This window comes from Nocardia asteroides (genome assembly GCA_019930625.1).
GTDB lineage: Bacteria > Actinomycetota > Actinomycetes > Mycobacteriales > Mycobacteriaceae > Nocardia > Nocardia sputi.
In genome coordinates, this window is record CP082844.1 from 5996159 (window position 1) to 6017638 (window position 21480).

At 65.1% G+C, this 21480-nt stretch carries 20 protein-coding genes and 5 pseudogenes; 13 read left to right on the forward strand and 12 right to left on the reverse strand.

What is annotated here, in order from left to right:
• The first annotated feature begins 42 nt into the window (after positions 1–42).
• A pseudogene (locus tag K8O92_27170) lies at positions 43–327 on the forward strand (transposase).
• A gap of 413 nt (positions 328–740) precedes the next feature.
• Positions 741–1448, forward strand: coding sequence for a hypothetical protein (locus K8O92_27175; protein UAK31437.1), 708 nt, complete (start codon positions 741–743; stop codon positions 1446–1448).
• A gap of 579 nt (positions 1449–2027) precedes the next feature.
• On the opposite strand, the pseudogene K8O92_27180 reads toward K8O92_27175, so the two are convergent.
• Both K8O92_27180 and K8O92_27185 read right to left on the reverse strand, forming a co-directional pair.
• A pseudogene (locus K8O92_27180) lies at positions 2028–2231 on the reverse strand (universal stress protein).
• Between the two features lie 821 nt (positions 2232–3052).
• A complete protein-coding gene (locus K8O92_27185; protein ID UAK31438.1) occupies positions 3053–4147 on the reverse strand; it encodes an MBL fold metallo-hydrolase in 1095 nt (364 codons plus the stop codon).
• 5 nt (positions 4148–4152) lie between these two features.
• Here K8O92_27185 and K8O92_27190 point away from each other — a divergent pair, with 5 nt between their 5' ends.
• The 3 genes and pseudogenes from K8O92_27190 (at position 4153) to K8O92_27200 (ending at position 6362) form a co-directional block, all read left to right on the forward strand.
• On the forward strand, positions 4153–4776 hold the full coding sequence (locus K8O92_27190) for an ArsR family transcriptional regulator (GenBank protein UAK35973.1): 624 nt from the start codon (positions 4153–4155) through the stop codon (positions 4774–4776).
• 41 nt (positions 4777–4817) lie between these two features.
• Positions 4818–5810, forward strand: a complete 993-nt coding sequence (locus tag K8O92_27195; protein UAK31439.1) for an aminotransferase class V-fold PLP-dependent enzyme — start codon at positions 4818–4820, stop codon at positions 5808–5810.
• A 397-nt stretch (positions 5811–6207) separates the two neighbouring features.
• Positions 6208–6362: pseudogene (locus tag K8O92_27200) on the forward strand (transposase).
• A gap of 703 nt (positions 6363–7065) precedes the next feature.
• Here the strand turns inward: K8O92_27200 and K8O92_27205 are convergent.
• Positions 7066–7611 carry a hypothetical protein gene (locus K8O92_27205; protein UAK31440.1) on the reverse strand — a complete coding sequence of 182 codons (546 nt, stop codon included), beginning with the start codon at positions 7609–7611 and terminating at the stop codon, positions 7066–7068.
• Positions 7612–7930: 319 nt separating this feature from the next.
• Here K8O92_27205 and K8O92_27210 point away from each other — a divergent pair, with 319 nt between their 5' ends.
• Positions 7931–9148: an IS110 family transposase gene (locus tag K8O92_27210; protein ID UAK31441.1), complete on the forward strand. Its 1218-nt coding sequence runs from the start codon at positions 7931–7933 to the stop codon at positions 9146–9148.
• Positions 9149–9151: 3 nt separating this feature from the next.
• On the opposite strand, the gene K8O92_27215 is transcribed toward K8O92_27210, so the two are convergent.
• The 5 genes and pseudogenes from K8O92_27215 to K8O92_27235 form a co-directional block, all read right to left on the reverse strand.
• Positions 9152–9487, reverse strand: a complete 336-nt coding sequence (locus tag K8O92_27215; protein ID UAK31442.1) for a transposase — start codon at positions 9485–9487, stop codon at positions 9152–9154.
• Positions 9488–10523: 1036 nt separating this feature from the next.
• On the reverse strand, positions 10524–10739 hold the full coding sequence (locus K8O92_27220) for a DDE-type integrase/transposase/recombinase (GenBank protein ID UAK31443.1): 216 nt from the start codon (positions 10737–10739) through the stop codon (positions 10524–10526).
• Positions 10740–10846: 107 nt separating this feature from the next.
• Positions 10847–10966: pseudogene (locus tag K8O92_27225) on the reverse strand (IS3 family transposase).
• Between the two features lie 190 nt (positions 10967–11156).
• On the reverse strand, positions 11157–11486 hold the full coding sequence (locus tag K8O92_27230; GenBank protein ID UAK31444.1) for a hypothetical protein: 330 nt from the start codon (positions 11484–11486) through the stop codon (positions 11157–11159).
• Between the two features lie 794 nt (positions 11487–12280).
• The gene (locus K8O92_27235; protein UAK31445.1) at positions 12281–12988 is read right to left on the reverse strand and encodes a hypothetical protein; all 708 of its coding nucleotides are present in this window, start codon (positions 12986–12988) and stop codon (positions 12281–12283) included.
• A 101-nt stretch (positions 12989–13089) separates the two neighbouring features.
• Between K8O92_27235 and K8O92_27240 the strand changes: the two genes are divergently transcribed.
• Positions 13090–13404: a GNAT family N-acetyltransferase gene (locus K8O92_27240; protein ID UAK31446.1), complete on the forward strand. Its 315-nt coding sequence runs from the start codon at positions 13090–13092 to the stop codon at positions 13402–13404.
• 192 nt (positions 13405–13596) lie between these two features.
• On the opposite strand, the pseudogene K8O92_27245 reads toward K8O92_27240, so the two are convergent.
• A pseudogene (locus tag K8O92_27245) lies at positions 13597–14605 on the reverse strand (site-specific integrase).
• Positions 14606–14838: 233 nt separating this feature from the next.
• On the reverse strand, positions 14839–15237 hold the full coding sequence (locus tag K8O92_27250; protein UAK31447.1) for a nuclear transport factor 2 family protein: 399 nt from the start codon (positions 15235–15237) through the stop codon (positions 14839–14841).
• Between the two features lie 144 nt (positions 15238–15381).
• On the opposite strand from K8O92_27250, the gene K8O92_27255 reads away from it, so the two are divergent.
• From K8O92_27255 to K8O92_27280, 6 genes are all read left to right on the forward strand, one after another.
• Positions 15382–15882 carry a TetR/AcrR family transcriptional regulator gene (locus tag K8O92_27255; protein ID UAK31448.1) on the forward strand — a complete coding sequence of 167 codons (501 nt, stop codon included), beginning with the start codon at positions 15382–15384 and terminating at the stop codon, positions 15880–15882.
• Positions 15883–16040: 158 nt separating this feature from the next.
• Positions 16041–17153 carry a glycosyltransferase gene (locus tag K8O92_27260; protein ID UAK31449.1) on the forward strand — a complete coding sequence of 371 codons (1113 nt, stop codon included), beginning with the start codon at positions 16041–16043 and terminating at the stop codon, positions 17151–17153.
• 369 nt (positions 17154–17522) lie between these two features.
• Positions 17523–18293 carry an IS30 family transposase gene (locus K8O92_27265; protein UAK36108.1) on the forward strand — a complete coding sequence of 257 codons (771 nt, stop codon included), beginning with the start codon at positions 17523–17525 and terminating at the stop codon, positions 18291–18293.
• Between the two features lie 344 nt (positions 18294–18637).
• Positions 18638–18925: a helix-turn-helix domain-containing protein gene (locus tag K8O92_27270; GenBank protein ID UAK31450.1), complete on the forward strand. Its 288-nt coding sequence runs from the start codon at positions 18638–18640 to the stop codon at positions 18923–18925.
• Positions 18922–19455, forward strand: a complete 534-nt coding sequence (locus K8O92_27275; protein ID UAK31451.1) for an SRPBCC domain-containing protein — start codon at positions 18922–18924, stop codon at positions 19453–19455. The genes K8O92_27270 and K8O92_27275 overlap by 4 nt, the downstream gene beginning before the upstream one ends.
• A 377-nt stretch (positions 19456–19832) precedes the next feature.
• Entirely contained in the window at positions 19833–20150 is a 318-nt protein-coding gene (locus K8O92_27280) for a hypothetical protein (GenBank protein ID UAK31452.1), read from the forward strand.
• 27 nt (positions 20151–20177) lie between these two features.
• On the opposite strand, the gene K8O92_27285 is transcribed toward K8O92_27280, so the two are convergent.
• Together K8O92_27285 and K8O92_27290 are read right to left on the reverse strand one after the other, a co-directional pair.
• On the reverse strand, positions 20178–21020 hold the full coding sequence (locus K8O92_27285) for an IS3 family transposase (GenBank protein UAK31453.1): 843 nt from the start codon (positions 21018–21020) through the stop codon (positions 20178–20180).
• Positions 20971–21456, reverse strand: coding sequence for a transposase (locus tag K8O92_27290; protein UAK31454.1), 486 nt, complete (start codon positions 21454–21456; stop codon positions 20971–20973). Before K8O92_27290 ends, K8O92_27285 begins: the two co-directional genes overlap by 50 nt.
• Positions 21457–21480 lie beyond the last annotated feature (24 nt).

Below are 21480 nucleotides of genomic sequence, written 5' to 3' on the forward strand. Positions count from 1 at the left end.
TGCGTCCGGCGAACCGCAACAGCAGCCGAGCAGCCGAGCAGCCTGCCCGAATGCTGGCTGCTGGCCGAATGGCCGACCGGTGCGCCCGAACCCACCGACTACTGGCTGGCCACCCTCCCACCCACGATTCCGCCACGGGACCTGGTGCTGGCCAAGATCCGCTGGCACATCGAACACGACTACCGCGAACTCAAAGACGGACTCGGCCTGGACCACTTCGAAGGACGATCCTGGACCGGCTGGCACCGGCACATCACCCTCGCCTGCATCGCCCAAGCCATCTGCACCCAACTGCGACTCACCCCAAAAGCCCCTGCGCAGGCCTGACCCTCTACGCCGTCCTGCGCCGACTCCAACACCTACTCGCCACCTGGACCGGCCACTGCCACACCTGCCACAAACCCATCCCCACCCCACCCCACCACGATTACACACCTAACAAAGTCCTACTAGGCGCTTTCGTGGTCGTCGAATCGCATTGACGGTGTCGGCAATCTATCCGGCAACCTGCCCGCACGCGCTGGATCACGGATTTTCACACGTGGGAATTATGTAGTTGACACATCATGGGAACCTTGTGATCGTGAGGGCGATCACAAGCCGTCCGATGCGCAGGGCGGCTGAGTGCGGTGGAGCCGCGCGGGCCAGGCGTGCCGTAAAAGACTGGTCGGGGCGATCGGCTTTCGCCGCGTCGACTCCGATCGAACGAGAGCAATAGCAGTATGGAATATAGAGAACAGGTGGCGAAGTTGATCGACTCGCTGCTCGCGGTACCGGCCTGTCGTGCCGAGCTGGAGTATCTGCAGCGCAGACTATCCATCCCACCGCAGGAGATCATCGATGCATGGATGTTCTACGACCTCTCCATCATGAACTACTCGAACGAGTCGTACTCTTCCACTTCGTTGCGTATGGCGATGCATCTCCACAATCAGCTTGCTGGCAATTGGCATGATCGACGGCAGGAGATCGTGCTCGGATATCTGGAGACCATCGCGCCGGAGGCGGTGTGCGACATCGGTTTCGGCACGCCACAGCGCTACGTCCGGCACTATCTGTCCACCCGGCGGGTCGAGATGGCGCTGTGCGAATTCGAGTCGACAAGTTTGGAGTTCGCGGAGTTGATGCTCGAGCACTGGCGCCCGGACTGGAGTAGTACGATCAAGCTGATCGAGCACGACATGAACCGCGATGAACTGCCCGCCGGTTACCCGGCGTACCTGTTCCAGGATTCGATCGAACACGCTCTGCAGCCGACCGAGACACTGCACCGATATGTCGACAGCGCTTGGTCGGGCACCTATTTCCTCTTCTCGCTGCCCATTGAGGTGGCCGACCCCCATACCGGGGCACCACATCTCGTGGACCGAGGAGGCCGCAGCGCTCGATTGGCTCGGTGCGGCCGGTCTGACCGTGCTCGACAAGGAAGTAATCCATTTCCACGCTGATCTCGATCTGCATTCGCACCGGCTGCATCCGGACACTCGGCAATTGGCGGTGCTGTCCGTCAAGAAGTAACACCCGCTGAGTCGAAATGTCGCCGACTTCGACATTGGGTTCGGGCGAAGCCGACGACCAGCAACCCCTGCCTTGCGCGTCGACCACGCGGATGAGGGCGTCGGCAGCAGGGCGACTGGACAGGAAATAGATTGAATGGGCACGGTGCGGGTTGCCAGCGTCCTCGCGACCGTGACAGCACACCAGGGGTGAGACCCATGAACGCACCAAGTGTGTGGGTGCTCCCACTCGTGTGCACGGTCGGACGATTGATGTAGGTGTCGCCGGGAGCGCCGGAACAAGGCAATCCCGAAGGGCACCACAATGCAATTCACCCCCGAAGCCTCGTCGAACGCTCCGGTATCCAACACGTCCCACCACGTCGATGTGATCATCGCCGGGTGCGGGCCGACCGGCGCGATGCTCGCCGCCGAACTGCGGTTGCACGACGTGCGAGTCCTAGTGCACTTGCACGGTCCACGCGCCTCGGAGCGGCCGATCGCCGCGAGTGCCCGCGGTAGCGGACACGCTCACTTCGGATGTACGACCATGACGGGGCACTCGGCGTGCTGCACGAGCCAATTGCTGGTGGAACCGAGAAGCAGTCCCTGGAATCCGCCCCGGCCGCGGCTGCCGACAACGACGAGTTGCGCGTGCGGCGACCAATCGCCCAGATGTTCCCGAGGCCCGGACAGATACACTTTGCGGATCACGGTGACCTGCGGGTATTTCTCGTGTATCCGGAGGCGGTGAGCGCGGCGTCGAGCGCGCCGACACTGGCCCCGCCCGGGGCGGTGGGAACGGATTCCCACCGGCAGCTGACGTGTCGGCCGTAGACGCTGCCGTCGTCGCTGTAGAACAAACTCGCAGGCGTACAGGTCGGCGACCGCACCGGCGGGGTCGTCGAGGCGGGCGGTGACGTGCAGGTCGACGATTTCGGTGTCGGTCACCGCCCCATCCCGCCGTGTGGACCGGCCGCCGTGCTGCAGAACGGGCTGGGGCAGGCGAGACGGCTTGCGCGGCACGGTCGGGCCTGCTCGCGCAGGTGCGTCCCGAGCAGGGGCTGGGGCTGCGGTCGGCGGCCGCGGCCTGGCGCTGGGCAATCGCGTCGTCACGCGCGGCGACAATGTTGGCGGTCTTGTCCTTCCACTGCTGGCGGCGCTCGGCAGCGCTGCGGCCAAGTTCCCCGGCCTGGCGGGCGCGGTCGTCGACGAGAGTCCGGATCTGCTGGCGCACTTCCGGATCCACGCCCGCGCGGGCCAGTGCCTTACCCAGCTGGGTGCGCTTGATCGTGTACTGCTGTCGGTCCGGTGCCAAGCTGGTGCCTAGCGCTCCGGAGGCCACGCTGAACAGGAATCGGTCATCGAGGACACCTCGAAGCGCAGGCGCTGGTCCTCGCGGCTGCGCGGGAGCGGCGTCGACCAGCTCGGTGATTCGCCAGAGCAATGGTGTCGTACACCGCTGCGCCCGCGTGGGTGCCCAGCCGGGCACGGATCGGCGCAGTTGACTTGATCCCACGGGAGGTTGGTTCGACGGCGTCGTCTGACGCGTTCGTCTACCGAGGGGGTGTGTGATGGGGCCGTTTGATCCGTGCGAGTGGGTGGGGTTCGCCGGTGATGGTCATGAGTGCTTCGATGACATCCCCGCGCAGGTGGGTCAGCACGGCTGTGTCTTCGTGGTGCTCCCCGACCACCACCGGCCCGGCCGGGACATCGACCAGATGCTCAGCGAGCGAAGCGAGTTCAATGTTGCGGGCACCAGGGACGTGCCCGGCGGCGTACTCGCCGTGCTGGCGGATATCCAGCACCGCCGCCGACGGGTGCGCGGTCAGCTGATCGGCGGCGAGCAGCTGCGCCGCGGTGCTTTCGACCGGCCCGGTCCAGGCGTTCATGCCACCGTGCAATTCTCCGGCGAGGGTGTCGAAGCCGACTTTGGCTGCTTCCCAGACGATGTCGTCGGGATTCTGTGTGGTGTCGCGGACGATGACGATCGGCCGGTTCGTATCGGCCAGCCAGCCCAGCCAGGTGGCGAACACCGGGCGCAGGGTGATGGCCAGTGCGCCGGGGATGTGCTCGGCGGCGAAGTCGGCCTGGTGACGCACGTCGACGACCTGGGCACCCTCGGCGATCAAATCGGTGACCTCGCCGGCGGTCAGCGGCTCCAGTTCCGGGGTGGAGCCGAGCACGGCCGGGCCCTTGTGGTTGATCTCGCCCAGCCGCAGGAAATAGTCGGGGAAGCTGCCCATCGAGCCCAGCAGGGCCTCGACGAAGGCGTCCTCACCGTCGGCCCGCAGCAGCGGATTGGTCGCGCGCTCTTTGCCGATGGTGCTGACCCGCTCACCCCCAAGTGAGGACGAGCAGAACGACCCCGCACCGTGCGTCGGCCACACCGGGGTGTCCTCGGGCAGGGTCATCAGCCGCTGCAACGAACGATATTGGTCCCGCGCCAGCGGGATCGTCTGCTCGGGGCTGACCAGGTCGGTGCGCCCGGCGGTGCCGACCATCAACGATCCGCCGGTGAACACTCCCAGCAGCTTGTCCTCCTCATGCAGCAGGTAGGACAGGTGCTCGGGGGAATGGCCCGGGGTGAACCACGCGTGCAGGGTGAACGCGCCGATGGCGATGGTGTCGCCGTCGCCGAGAGCGGTCACCTCGAATCCGCGTGGCCCCACCTCGGGTGCCAGGACGGTCGCACCGTCGATATCGGCGAGCCCAAGGCGAGCGGACCGTGGAAGCACTCGCCACCGCGGCAGGGCTGAACCTGACGACCGCGTCTGCGCATCTGCAGACGCTCAAGCAGGCCGGATTCGTCGCCACTCGCCGCGAGGGGGTGCGGATCCACTATCGGCTGGCCGGGGACGACGTAGCGCAGCTGTTCGCGCTGCTGCGCAAGGTCGCCGAAACCCACCAGGCCGCCGTGGCCCCCGCCCGCGACAACTACCTGCGCCCCGACGGCGGTATGGAGATGAACCGCGAGCAGTTGCTCACCCGCGCTGCGGCCGGTGAGGTGATCGTGCTGGATGTGCGGCCGGTGCCCGAATACGAGGCCGGCCACATCCCCGGGGCAGTGAGCATCCCGGTCGAGCAGCTGGCCGAGCGCATCGGGGAGCTGCCCGGCGACACCGAGATCGTGGTGTACTGCCGCGGCGAGTACTGTGTGCTGGCCTACGACGCGGTGCGGCTACTCACCGACCGCGGCCGTCGGGCGATCCGCCTGCACGACGGCATGCTCGAATGGCGCTTGGCCCGACTGCCCATCGAAGCCGCCTCTCCGGCATGACCACACCCGTCCCCGACCGGCCCGGTCCCGCCGATGGGCCGGTGTATCTGGACTACAACGCCACCACCCCGGTCGATCCGCGCGTCGTCGCCGCGATGCTGCCCTACCTCACCACCTGCTTCGGCAACCCCTCCAGCAGCCATGCCTACGGTGCCGACCCGGCCGCCGCGCTCGTCACGGCCCGAGCGCAGCTCGCCGTCCTGATCGGTGCCCTGCCCCCGGAGATCGTGTTCACCGGCTCGGGATCGGAAGCGAATCTGCTCGCCTTGCGCGGAGCCATGGTGCGCACGCCCGGTGCCCACATCATCACCCAGGCCACCGAACATCCCGCGGTGCTGCAGACCTGCCAGGCCCTGGCCCGGCTGCACGGCGTGCGGGTCACGGTGCTGCCGGTCGGTGCTGATGGCCGCCTGGACCCCGCCACAGCAGAACAGATTGCCACGGCGAGAGGCGATTTCGGAATACCCGGGTGCGACAGGGGCACCGGGCAGATTCCGCCGTACTGGTGGCATCGACGACGGCGTGGCGACCTTCGGGCCGGCAGTTCCTGCACGTTCTCGGCGGACGGTTGCCTACGCCGTGCGCCGAGTAGTGAAGTCGAATTCGAAGTATTGCTCTGCGGCGGAGGGGATATGAGTGAGCGTGAGGTCGGCCAGGTTGCCCTGGTCGGTCTGCACGCAGAGATGGCTGCCGGTGGGCAGGTGATAGACATCGTCGAGGGTCTGCGTCCAGGCGACCGGCGGGATCTTGGTGCAGCGATCGGGTCCGATATCCTCGCGGGGCACCGCGAAGCGGGCACGGCCGTTGGTCATGGCGTTGAGTGTGTCGCCGGTCTTCGACGGGCTCATGTCGACGCCTGGTTCGTTCTGATCGCGCACCTGCCCGTTGTCCAAGTCGATGCCCTCGACGTTGATGAGCCTGGCGTGTCCCTGGGCGAGAGGTGCAGCGGTGGTCGGTATCTCGGCCGACGAAGTCGGGCCAGTGGTCGGCACCGGCGGTATGCCCGACGGTTCGGAAGCGGAGTTCGGTCCTGAGCACTGGGTGACGCCGAAGACAACGAGTGCGACCACGACGCTCACTACGCCCGCCGAGCTACCGACCACGGTCCAGAAGTGCGTCGAGCCGTACCTGTTGCTCCTTGCGGGTGCTGGTCGTTGGTCCTGGGTCATCTGCTGCTTCCCCCTGTTGTCCGGATGCTGTCGAAACCTGGCACGAGCGAACCGCAACCCGCACCGCAGAAGCTGTCCCACGCGTCGCGAGACACGAAAGACTCTACATAGCAACCATTATCTCGATGCGCCTTCGGCCGACCACCCGTCGGAAATCCACTTCGTTCGGCGGTCGCGCGCTGGTATGCGTCGTCGGCGAGCTCGCGCTGGGGCCGGGTCACCGCGAGGTCACCGCATCCGGCTTCGGGCCGCGGTTCATACGAACATGCTCGAGACCGCCCTCGAGGCGGAGATGACCGAGCACGTGGTTTAGGACAAACACGACCCTGCCGGTCGCGGAACGCGATACTCCCGCAACGGCACTCGCTCGAAACGGTGCTGACCCGGATCGGGCCGGTCGAGATCGAGGTGCCGCGAGGTTCGGTCTGCCGGACGAGGTCGAGCGCGCTCCCGCGCGGACAGATCCGGGCGGCGCTGACCCGGGCCCGCCGCATCGTGGTGACCGTCGATCACCCCTCCGAGGCGCCGGCGGTCGAGTTCCCCGGCCCGCGGATCGTTCGCCACCAGGAAGTCGAAGGATTTACTCCCGAGGTCCGCACGAAGTACATCGACACCAGGCTCGCTGATACTCGATTCGTCCTGGATGCGCTGACCGGGCTGACCTACGGCAGCGATCCCGGCCCCCGGCTCCTTCCCGCCGGTCTGCCCGACATCCTCGATCTCGATCACGTGGGAGCGGCCGGGCATTCCTCCGGCGGGTACGCCGCGGTCGAGGCGATGCACGGTGACCGCCGCATCGACGCTGCCGTCGACCTCGACGGCCAGATCGGCGTCGACGACGTTTTCGGGCGCGCGGCCACCGAAGGCACCGATCGGCCCGTCGATGAGCTGCCGAGATCGCCCGGACGCGGGCCCGGCGATATCGCGGTAACGGCCCGAAGGGGCCGAAGCCCGATTGCGCAGTTTCGGGTCACCGCCGTAGACCTCGTCGCCGGTCACCCACGATGCGGGGACACCGGCCTCGAGCGCATCAATGGCCGCGCCGACGATCGGGCGGACACGACCGGGTAGGTGCGGTGCGGGAAGGCCGCCCGCAGGTGGTGAGCACAGGCACCTGTCACTACATGCGGGCGAGAGGGTGGGGCTCGCCGGTGAGCGCGACCAGCACTTCGGCCACTGTGGCCAGTCGCCGAGGATCGTGCCGATGGTGAACCTGGGTACCGTCGACGTGTGGGGTTCCGCGCTTGAACAGGGTCGCAGCAGAGCGCCCGAATCGATTTTTGACGAACTCGCCTGTGGTGTGGCCGATCCAATCCATGTTCACCTGTAGTTCTTCAGCCCATGGGAGTTCATCACGGAACCGGCGGACGAGGTACTGGTAGCGCGCAAGAGCGACCGGTGTGCCGTCGTGGTATCGCAATACCCGCTCGGTGACATTCCGGCCACCGCGGTTTCTCACATGATCGAGCAGGCGGCTCATCAGGGTGGGGGAGATGGGTTGCCACCGGATCGCCCCACCTCGTTCGTAAAGTCTTATCAGGCAGTCGTCGCGTTCGAGGTCTTCGATGTCCAGCCGGAGAACGGAGCTTCTCCGGCAGGCTGTTTCGATGTGTAGCCGGCGGATGAGTGCGTCGAGTTCGATGTCATCGCCGGTGGTCGAGGCCACCCGGCCGAGGTCTGCGATCTGGTCGAGACTCAATGCGCGGGCCTTGCCGGAAGCCTGGGATGTCTAATGAGATGTAGCGGGTCGGTCGATCGGGCAGACTCGCTGCCGGTAGCGGCTGGCGGGTGAGCACTGTTTTGGCCCCCAGGACATCGAGTCCTGAAAAAAGATCGTGCCCTCGCTGGTCGACCGGGAGGATGGATCGCTGATGGGATGTCGTGCCCGCTGGCTTTGGCGTGAGCACTGATTCATTAGGGCGCCGAGAGTTCTCCCGAACGCTACCGCTGTCATAGGCATCTGTTGAGGGACAGGAGAATTGGCGGTGCTGTTCGTCGGAGACGACTGGGCCCAAGACCACCACGACGTCGAGTTGATGAACGCCGCGGGGAGACGGCTGGCCAGGGCCCGGCTGCCCGAGGGTGTCGACGGGATCGCGCGGTTTCACGCGCTGGTGGCCGAACACTCTGCCGCGGACGCTGATGAGGTGGTGATCGGCATCGAAACAGACCGCGGACCGTGGGTGGCGGCGCTGATCGCTGCAGGTTACTCGGTGTTCGTGGTCAATCCGCTGCAAGCGGCCCGCTACCGGGAGCGGCATACGGTCTCCGGCGCCAAGAGCGACCCCGCCGATGCACACGTGCTGGCCGATATGGTGCGCACCGACTCCCATCAGCTGCGACCGGTCGCTGCCGACAGTGCAGAGGTTGAAGCATTGAAAGTGATGGCGCGAGCGCACAAGACGCTGATCTGGGAACGCACCCGCCATGTTCAACGCCTGCGGCACGCACTGCGCGAGTATTTCCCCGCCGCGCTGGAAGCCTTCGACGATCTCACCGCCTCCGACGCCCTGGAACTGCTCGGTAAGGCACCGGAGCCGGTGTCGGCGGCGCGGTTGTCGCTCAACCAGATCCGTGCCGCGCTCACCCGTGCCCGCCGTCGCGGTGTCGAGGCCAAAGCCGCCCGCGTTCAGCAGGTGCTGCGCAGCGAACACTTGCGCCGAGACGCGGTGATCGACACAGCGTATGCGGCCACCACGCGGGCGTCGGTCAGTGTGCTGATCACTCTGCGCGAACAAATCACCATCCTGCAGGGGCAGGTGGAGGCACATTTTGGCCGGCACCCGGACGCTGAGATCGTTCTGTCCCAACCAGGAATGGGAGTGGTCCTCGGTGCCCGGGTGCTTGCCGAGTTCGGAGACGCCCGCGATCGTTATGCCTCGGCGAAGGCTCGCAAGAACTACGCCGGCACCAGCCCGATCACCCGCGCATCAGGCAAGAAGAAAATCGTCGCGGCACGGTTCGTGCACAACGACCGTCTCATCGATGCCCTCCTCCGTCAGGCGTTCAGCGCCCTGACCGTCTCGCCGGGTGCGCGTGCCTGCTACGACAAACACCGCGCCCGCGGCCTCGAACATCAGGCTGCGCTGCGCCAGCTGGCCAACCGCCTTGTCGGCATCCTTCATGGCTGCCTCAAGACCCGAACGGTCTACGACGAGACCACCGCATGGTCCATGCACACCGAGAAAGCCGCTGCTGCTTGACATTCAACCCCCTGGGATGTCTTTTTCGCCCGCACGTGCGAGGCGTCGGCGATGACCCGGTCGAAATCGATCAACCCGGCGCTGTTGGCGTGGGCGAGCATCGCCTGGTGCATCGCCTCGAACACCCCGGCCGCTTGCCAGTCCCGCACCCCGCCGCCAACAGGTCATGCCCGACCCGAATCCCAGTTCTTGGGGCAGGTCTTCCCACCCGATCCCGGTGAACAGCACAAACAAGATCCCCTGCAACACCAGCCGGTCGTCCATCCGCGCTGGACCCGGCGTGCCCGGCGCCCGGACCGGCAGTAGCGGTTCGATCACTGCCCACAACTCGTCATCCACGACCCACGGCGCCGCCACAACGAAACATACTGCACCGCAACAACAATCACCGCCAATCAACCGAACCTGTTAGGTGCTCTTAGCGCTCGCTCAGCACCTAGGCGATGCACCACCCGAGAACGAACAGTTCGCGAACATTCGTACCTACGGTTTCGGCACAGCACCGCTGCCGCGGCGAGCGATCGCCGAACGGTCGTTTCCGAACGCTCGTGAGATCGTTCAGAAGGTATGCCGACGCCCCAGGCTGTCGGTACCCGCCGGGATGACCATTCTCCAGACCTTGTGCTCACGCTTCGATTCCTCACTCACCGACAGCCTCGACCGCAGTCGATTTCGCCGCCTGCGACGGCACCGCCAACCGCAACCGGGCAGGAGCCACGCTCGCAGAGCCTGACAGGCGTGCCACATGTCGTGGCGCAGAGCGTCCGCCTTCGAGACGAAACCTGCACCGCTTTCAACTTGTCCGGGGCCCCGCCCGTTACAAGCCTTCAGCGCAAGCAGTCAGGGCGTCAAGATCAAAGAGGTACCCACCTTGTACACATTTTCGGAGAAATACACCCACACTGGGCACCCCTTTCCGTCAACAGCCGAAAAGGTACCCGCGCTGGGTGACTTTGCCGGCTTCTGCGGATGAAGCCGCCGCGACAAGTACAGCAGCCCCGGGGCCGACGAAGCGGCAGCGCGCAGTGATACGCCGATGCAGTCCGGTTCGTATCAGGCTCCCTCACCAGCATCACTGAACCATCTACCAATTCCCACCAGCCAGCCCCGAACCGCCGGGCCCTTGGCCGCCGCAGATGCCTTCGCGGACACCAGCCCGGAAGAAACACTCCCGCTACTTCCTGAACCCGAGGACGAAGCGCTCATGGTTGAGAGGACGTTTCGAGCTCCGACGGACACCAGACCGATCGAACCGCCCCGTGTCAACGCCGCACTTTTGACCGACTAACTACGCAGATTTGCGGATCTGCGGTGTCCGGACCATCTCACGGGGCCTAAATGAACGCATCCTCTGCAAATTTGCAGAGGATGCATGTCAAAACGTGTCCGGAGGGTGGCTGCCGGCATCGGAATGATGAATCAACCCTGGCTCGATCGGGTGTCCATAGTGGTCGCGTCGCCAGACCGCCATGTTGAGCGCTTTGGATACCAGCGCGGCTGTCTTCGAGTTGGACGCGGTCCAGCCCACGATCGCCCTGGAGTAGGCATCGAACACGAATGCCACATACGCCCATCCCGACCAGGTCGACACATATGAGAAGTCCGCAACCCACAGCTGGTTCGGGGCGTGCGCGGTGAAGTCCCGGTTGAGCTTTCCGGGGCACGCACACCATCCTTACCGGGGATCGTGGTTCGGTGTCTTCGACCACGCACGACCCCGTTCATGCCCAACTTCCGTATGAGCCGATCTACCGTGCAGAACGCCACCTCATGGCCTTGCCGGCGCAGATACCGGGTCATCTTCCGGTGGCCATACATTTCTTCCGGCGTGCCTTGCAGATCACGCAGCCAATTCTCCAAATAGGCATCGGCGATATCGCGGTCGGATGGTGGCCGTCGCCGGGCTTTGCGGTAGGTCCGTGGCGCAATCTGCACTCCGTGTGCAGCCAACACACGGCAGATCGACTCGACGCTATGACCTTGCGATACTGGTCGACGAACCCGACGATCAACGGTGTCGCGGGTCGAGTCCCGCGCGAAAAAAGCTGACGCCAACTTCAGAATCTCGTTGCTTCAGATCGCGGTTTTCTCTACGCAGCCGATCCAGTTCTGCCCGCTCCGCCGCCGATAACCCTTCCCCGGCGACCGGCTGGCGCAGGCCCGGCTCGGCCTGCGCTTTGACGATCCATACCCGCAGCGTCTCAGGATGCACATCGACCATCGGGCCGATCGCCTGAGCAGCGGCATATGCGGATGGATACTCGTCGAGGTGATCGAGAGCCAGACGCAGGGCCTTCTCCCGAACCTCGGGCGGGTAACGCTTCGGCATGATGACCATCTTCCTCAAGAAAGGAAGCGGTCCCCAACACGTGCCGGTTCACTTGTCCGGGATCTTGAGATAGCAAATCCGAGGTCGTGTGTGGAACAGCAAGAAGAAGCACGCCGAGCGGAGATCCGGAAGGTCCCCTCGGAAGGGGTGAAGACGGCCGCATTCACCGAACCGACTCACGAACGCAATGCCAAACGTATACGCCGATTAGCTGATACGGCGTGAAGCCGTCGCGGCCGTGCGCGAGTACGCCGACGAGTGGATGCGCGGGCCACTCGGCTCGACGGTGCCGACGCCGACGCAGCTTGCGAGTGGGCCGAGTGGATCCGTCGGCATGCCGCACGTACCGACGGATCTGCGGGTCGCTCAGCACCGTTCGGGTCACTTCGTGTAGCCAGGACGAACAGCAACCTCATACAAAGGGTTGGAGCATTTACAAACCCTGGAGGTAGTGCATGATTCGATGCGTACGTGGTGTCGGTCTCGCGGTCCGGGTCCGACGGTGGCCGCTCGTGCGCGCGCTTCATCGACGAGAGAGCCGCAGCGGCATCTCCGCACGCCGCCTGTCCCCGATATGACGGCCTCATTTCATCGCCAAGCCCGTTCAGTCAATGGCGCGCAGATCCTCGCTCGATGGAACGGTCTCCGATGGCAACGTGGTCAGGAGAAGTTCCTGCGCTGGACCGGCGCCCGTTGCGTGATGATGCGGTGTAGTTCAGCGTGACGGTTCTCCTGACGATCCGCCAGGCCTTGGTGCCTAAGAGTTCCCGGCTATCCCTGTCGGGATGCAAGCGTTTCGCGGCCTATAGGGCGTCGTCCTTGAGAAGGCGCGTGTCAAAGTCGTAAGACAAGATCCACCGGAACTGAATGTGGCGCCGCAGGTACTCCGCGAGCCTTTCGTGTTGAAACATCGACACCCAGTCAAGGTCGGCCTCAGCGGATTTGTTGGTCGAGTCGAACGAGCGCCGATAAAGCTTGCCGGACTTCGAGAGGTACGGGGGATCAAGGTAAGCGACCACCCGGTTCGGGAGTAGTGTCTTGTAGTGAGACGCAACCCCGCTGAGGGTTTCCCGCCAGTCGGCGCGCCATACATCGGTGATGCGGCCGGTGTCGTAGAGGTGGCCGACATAGCGGAGGCGCTCGGTGAGGGGCTCTAGGTTGAATCGGCACCCGATTCCGTAGGCGGAGGTCTGGGCGCGGCCGCCGATCGGCCCGGCTTGTCCGTGCAGGATTCCGGAGAACGTAGTGCGATTGAGGAACAGGCACTTCGTCGCGAGTTCCAAGTCGGTCGCTGCCCGGCTGTATCCGGGGACAGGATTCCAGGATCGCCAGTAGTCCCAGCGCTTGAGGGCGGTCGCACCGCCGGGAGCGATAAAGCGTTTGTGCTCATCGGTGATTCGGTCGATCAGTTCGTCGGTACGTCCGGCAGCGACCTGCCAAAATGCTGCTACGAGAGGATCGGCATCCGCCAGGAGTGCTCGATCGACGATGCCGGCGCCGACAAGACGCAAGGCGGTCGACGCGCCGCCGGCGAACGGCTCGACGAGCAGTTCGACGCGGTGAACCTACGGAATCGCAGGTCAGAGCCGGGCTCGAGAGAAGAAAAACGTTCATGGCGATGCGCGACGGCCTGCCCGTCGCACGTTCCGGTCTCGTTTCCCACGAGCAGGCCGGTGCCTTGGAATTGTGTGCGGTATGGGTAGCGCCGGAAGCTCGCGGGACCGGCACCAGCGACATGGTGGTACGTGCCGCGCTCGATTGGGCGCGTGACAGCGGCTACCGAGAGATCAGGCTCTGGGTGCGTGAGAACAACAAACCAGCGAACGACCTCTACACTCGCCTGGGCTTCACACCCACAGGGCAGCAGAAGCCGAGGCGCACAGACTCTTCACTGGCAGATATCGAGATGAGACACGAGTTCTCCTGACAAGCTAACGCCCGAACCCAACGCGCTTCAACGCTCAGTTGTCATCGTCATCGTCGGGGCGTCCGGATCCCGCGAGGGCCGGTGATTGGCGCCGAGGTCGGGCAGGTGGAAGCTGTAGTGGCCTCCGAGGCGGACGTGACGGGGTCGCCGTAGTATCGGCCGAATTTCGGGCGGATTTGGCGTAGCCGCTGGTCAGTGGGTGCGGGAGGTGCCGGGGCCGATGAGGCTGGTCAGTTCGCGCATGGCCTGGGGAGATGGCTGGAAGTAGCGGCGCAGGTTCTCGGCCTTGCGGTGACGCGATTTGGCCATCAGTTCGAGCAGGCTCGCGCCGGATTCGCCGAGGTGTGTCAGGCCGGAGTGCCGGAGTTCGTGCAGGTCCCATCCGGTTCCGGGCCCGTCGGTGGCGGTGGCGGCGTCGAGGAGATCCCGGGCCTGGTCGTAGGACAGCGTGCGAGTCCGGTGTCCGGGCAGGTGTCGCGGTCTGCGAGGTATTTCCCTGGTCCGGGTCGGCGGTGGGTCACGAATACCGGGTCATGGTTGCGGCCGCGGAGCAGCGGGGGCAGTAGCCGGGCGGTGCCGGCGTCCCAGTAGACCGTTTCGAGGACGTGTTCGTGGTGGGTGGCGCCGTGGCGGCGGGTGCGGGGTTTGGCGCCTTTGGACTTCGCCCGGGCGCACCGGCCCGCCAGGTCGAGGTCTCCGATGTTGAGCTGGAGCAGTTCCTCTGTGCGAGCGCAGGTTTCATACAGCATCCGCCACAGGGTCTTCTCCCGCAGATGGATCTCGCGACGGGAGATGAGCCGGTCGATCGCGGTCCGCGAGCGCACCGGTGTCTCCGAGTCCGGCGGAGTCGATCGCGCGGCCGACGCCGGGACTGCCGACTGCCGGGGCGTCCCAGCCTTGCCGACGGCACCAAGAGCCATTTTGCGACCGCGGCGCGGCGCGGGTTCCAGGTGTTGACCGCCGCTTGGCCCCAGTGAGATTCCAGGGCCGCGCCGATCTCGTCGGTGACCGAGTCCAGGGTCCGGCTGGGGCCGGGCAGTCCGTCCGCATCACGGACGTCGAGCGCATCGACGGTCTGGACGACCGCGATGCCGTAGGCGCGGCAGGTGTTGCCGGGCCCGATGGTGTCCAGGAACGCTTCAGCCGATCCGCGCAGAGTGCGGGGCGCGGCGGTGTGGATCCGGGTCACGGTCGCCGCCATCGGGCCCACCTCTCCGCCTTGCCCCGGATAACGGGGCCGGGTCGTGTCGTCGCCGCGGCAGGATCGCCGCTGGCCGGACCCGTTGATATCCCGGATAACAGGCCGTTATCCGGGATATCTCTCGGCTGGCCTTTATCGGACGCGATATAGGCGGGCCGTCAGCGCCATGTTGAACAGGCCCGAAACCTTTGGCCTGGTGGTGCCGAGACCGTCTGTCGCACACCCGAGATCAGTCAGGGTTGCAGCGGTACGCGACGAGGCCGAATGACACGGTGGGTGATTCGCCAGCCGAGAGTGGTCCGCTCGACGGTGTCCTCGTAGGTAGCGCTGCCGACCGACCCGTCCGTCATGATGCCGATCCCCTTGGAGTGTGCGTGTGCTGTTCCATCCCCGGCGTCGGTAACCACGATGTTCGTGACATGGTGGGCTACCGGATTGCCATTGCCCAACGATAAGGCGGCTGCGCGGAGGCCGGCCAGGCCGGTCAGGACGCCGCCACCCAGCGCGCTCACGTCATAGGTGATCCCCTCGGCGAACACGGCGCGCAACCCCTCGAAGTCGCCGCGGTCGGTGAGAAGTCCGTGCAGGTTGATCAGGTCCGTGATGGCGAGTTGGTCTTCGGTGGTCAACATTGTGCAGCCTTCCGATACTTAATCGGGGATCTCCCCATTTCATGTGCTGTACCGTAATCGGGGATGTCCCCGAATAACAAGCGTGGCCCCAGATCAGACGCATCGCGCAGTAACGCGCGTTTGCTTGCGGCCGCTCGGGAACTGATGACTACTGCGGGCGCCGACGTCGCCCTCGACGAGGTGGCGCGACGCGCCGGCGTCGGGAATGCGACGCTGTACCGCCACTTCCCGACTCGCGCGGACCTGCTCGTCGCCGTGTACAGCGACGAGGTCACCGCCCTGTGCCGCCGCGGTGCGGAACTGATCGACGCCGGGTCGCCACTTGAGGCCCTGTTCGCTTGGCTCGACGCGTTCGTAGTGCATGTGGCGACGAAGCGTCCGCTCGCCCTCGCTGCGACTGAGGGGTCCGGTGATCGTCGGACGCCGCTGTTCGAGAAATGGCATGCCTCGATCACGTCGACCGCCGCCGATCTGGTGGATCACGCCCGGCCGGTGTTGTGCCCAGGCCTTGCCGCAGCCGACGTGCTCACGCTGGCCAGTGGAGTAGCGCTCGCCTCGGGAGCCGACGTCGAGTATGCGCGCCGCCTGGTGGCATTGCTGCGCACCGGCCTGGTGTCCCAGACTGCTGATGCCATCCCGCCTTGAAGGGGCTCCGGACTGGCAGGGTCTCGTAATCAACTGTCGCGGGTTCGAGGTGCCCAGCCGGACGGTTTCCGGGCTCGTGGGCCGGAGGCGTAGCGGGTCCAGTAAGCGGCGCCATCGTCAACTGGCTGCACCAGGCGGTGGCTTGGTGAGGAGGGGCGGTGAGATCGACAGGTCCGCGGCATTCGGATGTTCGGCTGATCGTGGCTGCTGGTGGTACCGGTGGGCATATCTATCCCGCGGTCACCACAGTGCGCGCGCTGCGTGAGGAACTGGCCAGCAGCGGGCGTCGCCTCGACGTGTTGTGGGTCGGGCAGGCCGGCGGGTTGGAATCGAGGATCGCGGCCAGCGAGGGTATCCGGTTCGCTGCGGTGGCGACAGGCAAGATCCGTCGCGCGGCCAATCCGTTGAAGATGGTTACTCGCGACAATGTTGTGGACATGTTGCGTCTGCCGCGCGGTATCGCCGAGGCTTGGCGGACGGTGGGCCGGTTCCGGCCGGATGTGGTGCTCACGACCGGTGGGTACGTCACCGTGCCGGTCGGGTTGGCGGCGTGGTTGCGGCGTCGGCCGTTGGTGGTGCACGAGCAGACTGTCCGTGTGGGCCTGGCCAATCGGTTGCTGGCCCGTCTCGCCAACCGCGTGGCCCTGTCGTCGGAATCCAGTCTGACGTTGCTACCGGGACGCGCTGCGGCGAAGTCCGCCATCATTGGTAATCCTGTGCGGCCGGAGTTGTTCGACGGCGACGCTGACAAAGCTGTCGTCGCTGTGGGCGCTGACGGTTTCGACCGCAGCTTGCCGACCGTTTATGTCACCGGTGGTGCGCAGGGCGCGGTACAGATCAATCGGGTCGTGCGTGAACTGTTGCCGTGGCTGCTACAGCGCGCCAACGTGATCCATCAATGCGGCAAAGCATCGATCACTGAACTCCGTGAGCACGCCGCCACGCTCGATTCAGTGTTGGGTGCACGGCTCAGCCTCAACCGGTGGACGCAACACCCGAGGTCACGGAGGGTGTGTGGGAAGGCCATCGGATTGGATGCGAGAGGTCACTGGACGAGCGCCGATGCGGTCGCCGGGAGCTCCCGGTTTACCGCGGGCCGTGGAGCGGTTGTTCTGGGACAAGATCGCCGAGGGCATGCTCCCCGGCGAAGCCGGTGTCGCAGTAGGGGTATCGCCAGTCAAGGGCAGCCGTTGGTTCCGCGATGCTGGCGGGATGTCACCGTATTCGTGGCCGCAGCCAAGCGGCCGCTACCTGTCCTTTGCCGAGCGTGAAGAGATCGCGCTGCTGAAATCCCAGGGCAGTGGCGTCCGTCAGATCGCCCAAGCGCTTGGCCGCAGTCCATCCACGATTTCGCGTGAGCTGCGGCGTAACGCCGCGACTAGGGGCGGGAAGTTGCACTACCGGGCATCGGTGGCGCAGTGGAAAGCTGAGCTGTTCGCCCGCCGCCCTAAAACCGCCAAGCTCCTGGATAACCCACGATTACGCGACTACGTCCAGGAGCGCCTGGCAGGCCGGATCACCGACGCGCACGGAAGAACGGTCAAGGTCCGAAGACGGAGAAATGGACCGGCCGCAACAGGCCCCATCGCGCCGACCGAGGCTGGGTGCAGGCGTGGAGCCCCGAACAAATCGCCAAGCGGTTGCGCATCGATTTCCCCGACGATGAGTCGATGCGGATCAGCCACGAGGCGATCTACCAGGCGCTCTACATCGAGGATCGGGGCGGGCTCAGCCGTGAACTGATCTTGAACCTGAGGACCGGGCGCGCGTTGCGGATGCCGCGGGCACGCTCAAAGCGTGTGGCCTGGGCGCACGTGACCCCGGACGTGTTGATCAGCGAACGACCCGCCGAGGCAAACGATCGCGCGGTCGCTGGGCATTGGGAGGGCGACCTGATCATCGGCGCCGAACGCTCCGCGATCGCCACGCTCGTCGATCGGAGTACTCGATTCACGATGCTGGTTCACTTGCCCCGCGAACGAGGATGGCGCGAGAGCGTTCCGGTAAAGAACGGTCCCGCGCTCAGCGGTTACGGGGCAGTGTCGATGAACAAAGCACTCGCGGCGGCACTGGCGAAGCTGCCCACGAACATGATGAAGTCCCTGACCTGGGACCGGGGAAAGGAACTCTCCGCCCACGCGGAATTGACGGCCACTACGGGGGTCGCGGTCTACTTCGCTGATCCACATAGCCCGTGGCAGCGCGGGACCAACGAAAACACGAATGGTCTTCTACGCCAGTACTTTCCGAAGGGAACGGATCTGTCACGGTGGAGCAAGCGGGATATCGCAGCGGTCGCTTCCGCGCTCAATGCGCGACCGCGGAAGGTCCTTGGATGGCGCACTCCAGCCGAGGTTATGGAGCAGCATCTACGATCGCTTCAACAACGAAATGTTGCGTCGACCAGTTGAATCCACCCTGGCTGCCTCGAGCCGAATGTACGACAGCGCTTTTCGGTGGCCGAAACGCAACCGCGTTGCGCAAGGCGCGAAGGTTGGGATCCCGGCGGCGCTTGCGCGCGGCGATACAGCATGCCTTCGTCGGCAGTAATAGCGGTGTGAGGGATGGAGACGGCGCATGGTGGTGGTGGATATCCATATGGTTTCTTCTCTGCCACCCTGACACGGGGCACCGCCGAGAACCGGGCCGGACGCATCGCAGGCTCGTCGCGCCGAGCCCGAGCAGGGCCTGCATCACCTGCGGAGGTTCCCGCACGTCTTGACAGGCAAGTTGGCACTTGCCTATTCTCACTCTCGTGAGCGACGTTTACAAGGCGATCGCAGATCCGACCCGACGAACCATTCTCGACGAACTCATCAACCAGGACCGTCAGTCGCTGTTCGAACTGTGCAGCCGTTTGGCGATGAAACACGGAATCACCTCATCGCGTCAGGCCATATCGCAGCACCTCGCCGTGCTCGAGGAGGCCGGTCTCGTGTTCGCGGTCAACGACGGCCGCCACAAATACCACTTCGCCAACACCACACCCCTGCAAGCCATCACCGACCACTGGTCACAGACACCCGGAAGGGACATCCCATGACCGACACCACAGCCTACGGAACACTCGAGACGATCGACGGGCGACGTGCACTGCGTTTCGACCGCTCTTACGCCTACCCGATCCAGCGCGTATGGCAGGCGGTCAGCACGCCGGCAGAACTCGAACGGTTCTTTCCAGGTGCTGCGGACTGGACACCGACAGCGGGCGAGACCATCGACCTCGGCGGTGCGACCCTCGAGGTGACCGAGGTCGATGCACCGCACCGCCTGGCGTGGACGTACGCCGGCCAGCCACAGAGTTTCGAATTGGCCGAAGAGGAAGGCGGCTGTCGTTTGATCTTCACTCACGTCATCGACCACATCGAGGACTTGCCGGCAGCGCAAACCGCAACTGGCTGGCATACCTACCTCTCGCGACTCGAACCCCACCTGGCTGGCGGGCACCTCTCCGACGAGGAGGCACACAAGCCGTGGAAGGATCTCCACGAACGCTACGCCGAGCGCTTCGGCGTCGATCCGGAACCGGGCCGGCGCTGGGCGGCGGAGCATATGCCCGCCGGTCAAGACTGAGCCGATCTGAACGGACATCGATATGAGCCCGGCGCTGCGAAGAACTCAACTGCAGAAGTGTCGCATGTCTGGTGCTCTTGTCGAAGTCCGCAGCAACTTACAGGACCTTCCGTAGCTGGATCCTGGCGGTGACCATCATGGCCGCCGCCACCGGCAACCACCACACGCGGGCGGTCGAGGCGAAGACAGATCAGGCCGGATGTCTCGGACACTCGAGTGCCGCAGCACCCCGCCCGCAAAGAACTATCGAGAGCGATGCATCAACATGATCGACTCCCACCAGCATCCCATCGCTGCGGCGCCTGCCTATTTCGGACAACATGTCCGGCAATAGGCGCCGCTGTAACGACGGCAGGTTCACACCCCATGATCGGTGCATGGCGACACACTCCGATCTGACGGCGGCAATGGACTATCTGGCCGTGGACACATGGCGACGCCTCGAACATGGACTACCGCGTGGCCTGGCACCCAGTGAAGAATCCATCACCGACTACGTGCTGTTCGAACTGAACCAACAGTTCCCGCAGATACTTGTGCACAAGCCCAGCAAACCGGAAGAGGCGCGGGTCGGGGCGGACTGGGAATGGTGGATCGGATCGGATACGCGATGGGTGTGTCTGCGCGTTCAGGCTAAGAAGTTCTTCGGTCACCACTATCGGTACCTGAGCCATCGGCCCAAGGGTGCCGACTGAGGTTCACCCCGAATGGTGGACAGTTGGTTACGCGGCGTTCGCCGCGTCTGTCGATATTGACTGTTCGTAGCGGAGGGGACTGATCCCGCCGATCGAGGAGTGTCGCCGGGAAATGTTGTATCGGTGAATCCATTTGTCAACCGCGGCAACGAGTTCGGTCTTGTGGGTGAAGGTGTGGCGGTAGTAGAACTCGTGTTTGAAGGTGGACCACAGCGATTCGGCGGGACTGTTGTCCCAGCAGATGCCGGTGGCGCCCATGGAGCGGCGCAGCCCGTGGCGGGCGCAGGTTTGCGCGGTCAAGGTGGCGGTGAATTCGCCGCCGCGGTCGGAATGCAGAATCGTGTCGGCGACCTGTCCGCCGCGCGTGTTGACGGCCTGCTCGATGACGTTTGCGACCACGTCGGCGCCGATATGGTCGGCCACGAGGTGACCGAGGACGCGGCGGGTGTGCCCGTCGCGGATCGCGCACAGATACATCTCGCCCTCACCGTAGCTCAGATACGTGAAATCGCTGGTCCACACGGCATCGGGGCGGCCCTGGTCGAACGCGCGTGCCACCAGGTCCGGCGGGAACGACGCGCCCTGGTCGACGACCGTGGTCGCGACCTTGAACGTGCGCGGGCTGATGCCCTCGATCCCGATCTCGGCCATGATCTTCGCGACGGTCTTGGCGCTCACCCTTTCCCCGCGCTCACGCAGCTCGTCGGTGATCCGCGGTGACCCGTAGGTGCCCTCGGAATCGGCGTGCACGTCCAGGATCTTCATCGTCAGATCCGCACGGCGCCGCTGCCGGGGTGTGGGCGCTGTCGCGGCCCGGCGTTTACGCCACGCGTAGAACCCCGAGGCCGAGACCTCGAGAAGCCGCGCCATCCGGGCGACACCGAACCGTCGCGGCGCGGTGGGAGTCCCGGCGGTGTGGGCAACCGCCGCGGTGTCGGGGGCGGCGTACTTCGCCATCAGATCGAACCGGGCCGGTTGTTCTGCATCGCGGCAAAGTACGCCGAGGCTTTTTGAGGAAGGCAATGTCCTTGTCCTGCTCGGTGACTCGCTTTCGCAGCGCCTGTAGTTCGGCGCGTTCCGGCGCCGACAACGGTTCCTCGCCCTGCCCGGTGGCTGCCTCGACGCGGCGGCGTTCGTCTCTGACCCAGGTACTCAGCATCCCGGCGTCGATCCCCAGCTCTCGGGCCACATCGGCGATCGTGCGACCAGTGTCGATCACCCGATGAGCAGCCTCGACCTTGTACTCGGTCGTATACGACCGACGTTTACGAGGAGGCACAGCAAACATCCTTACCAGCAGAACCATCGATCCTGCTAACTCGGTGTCCAC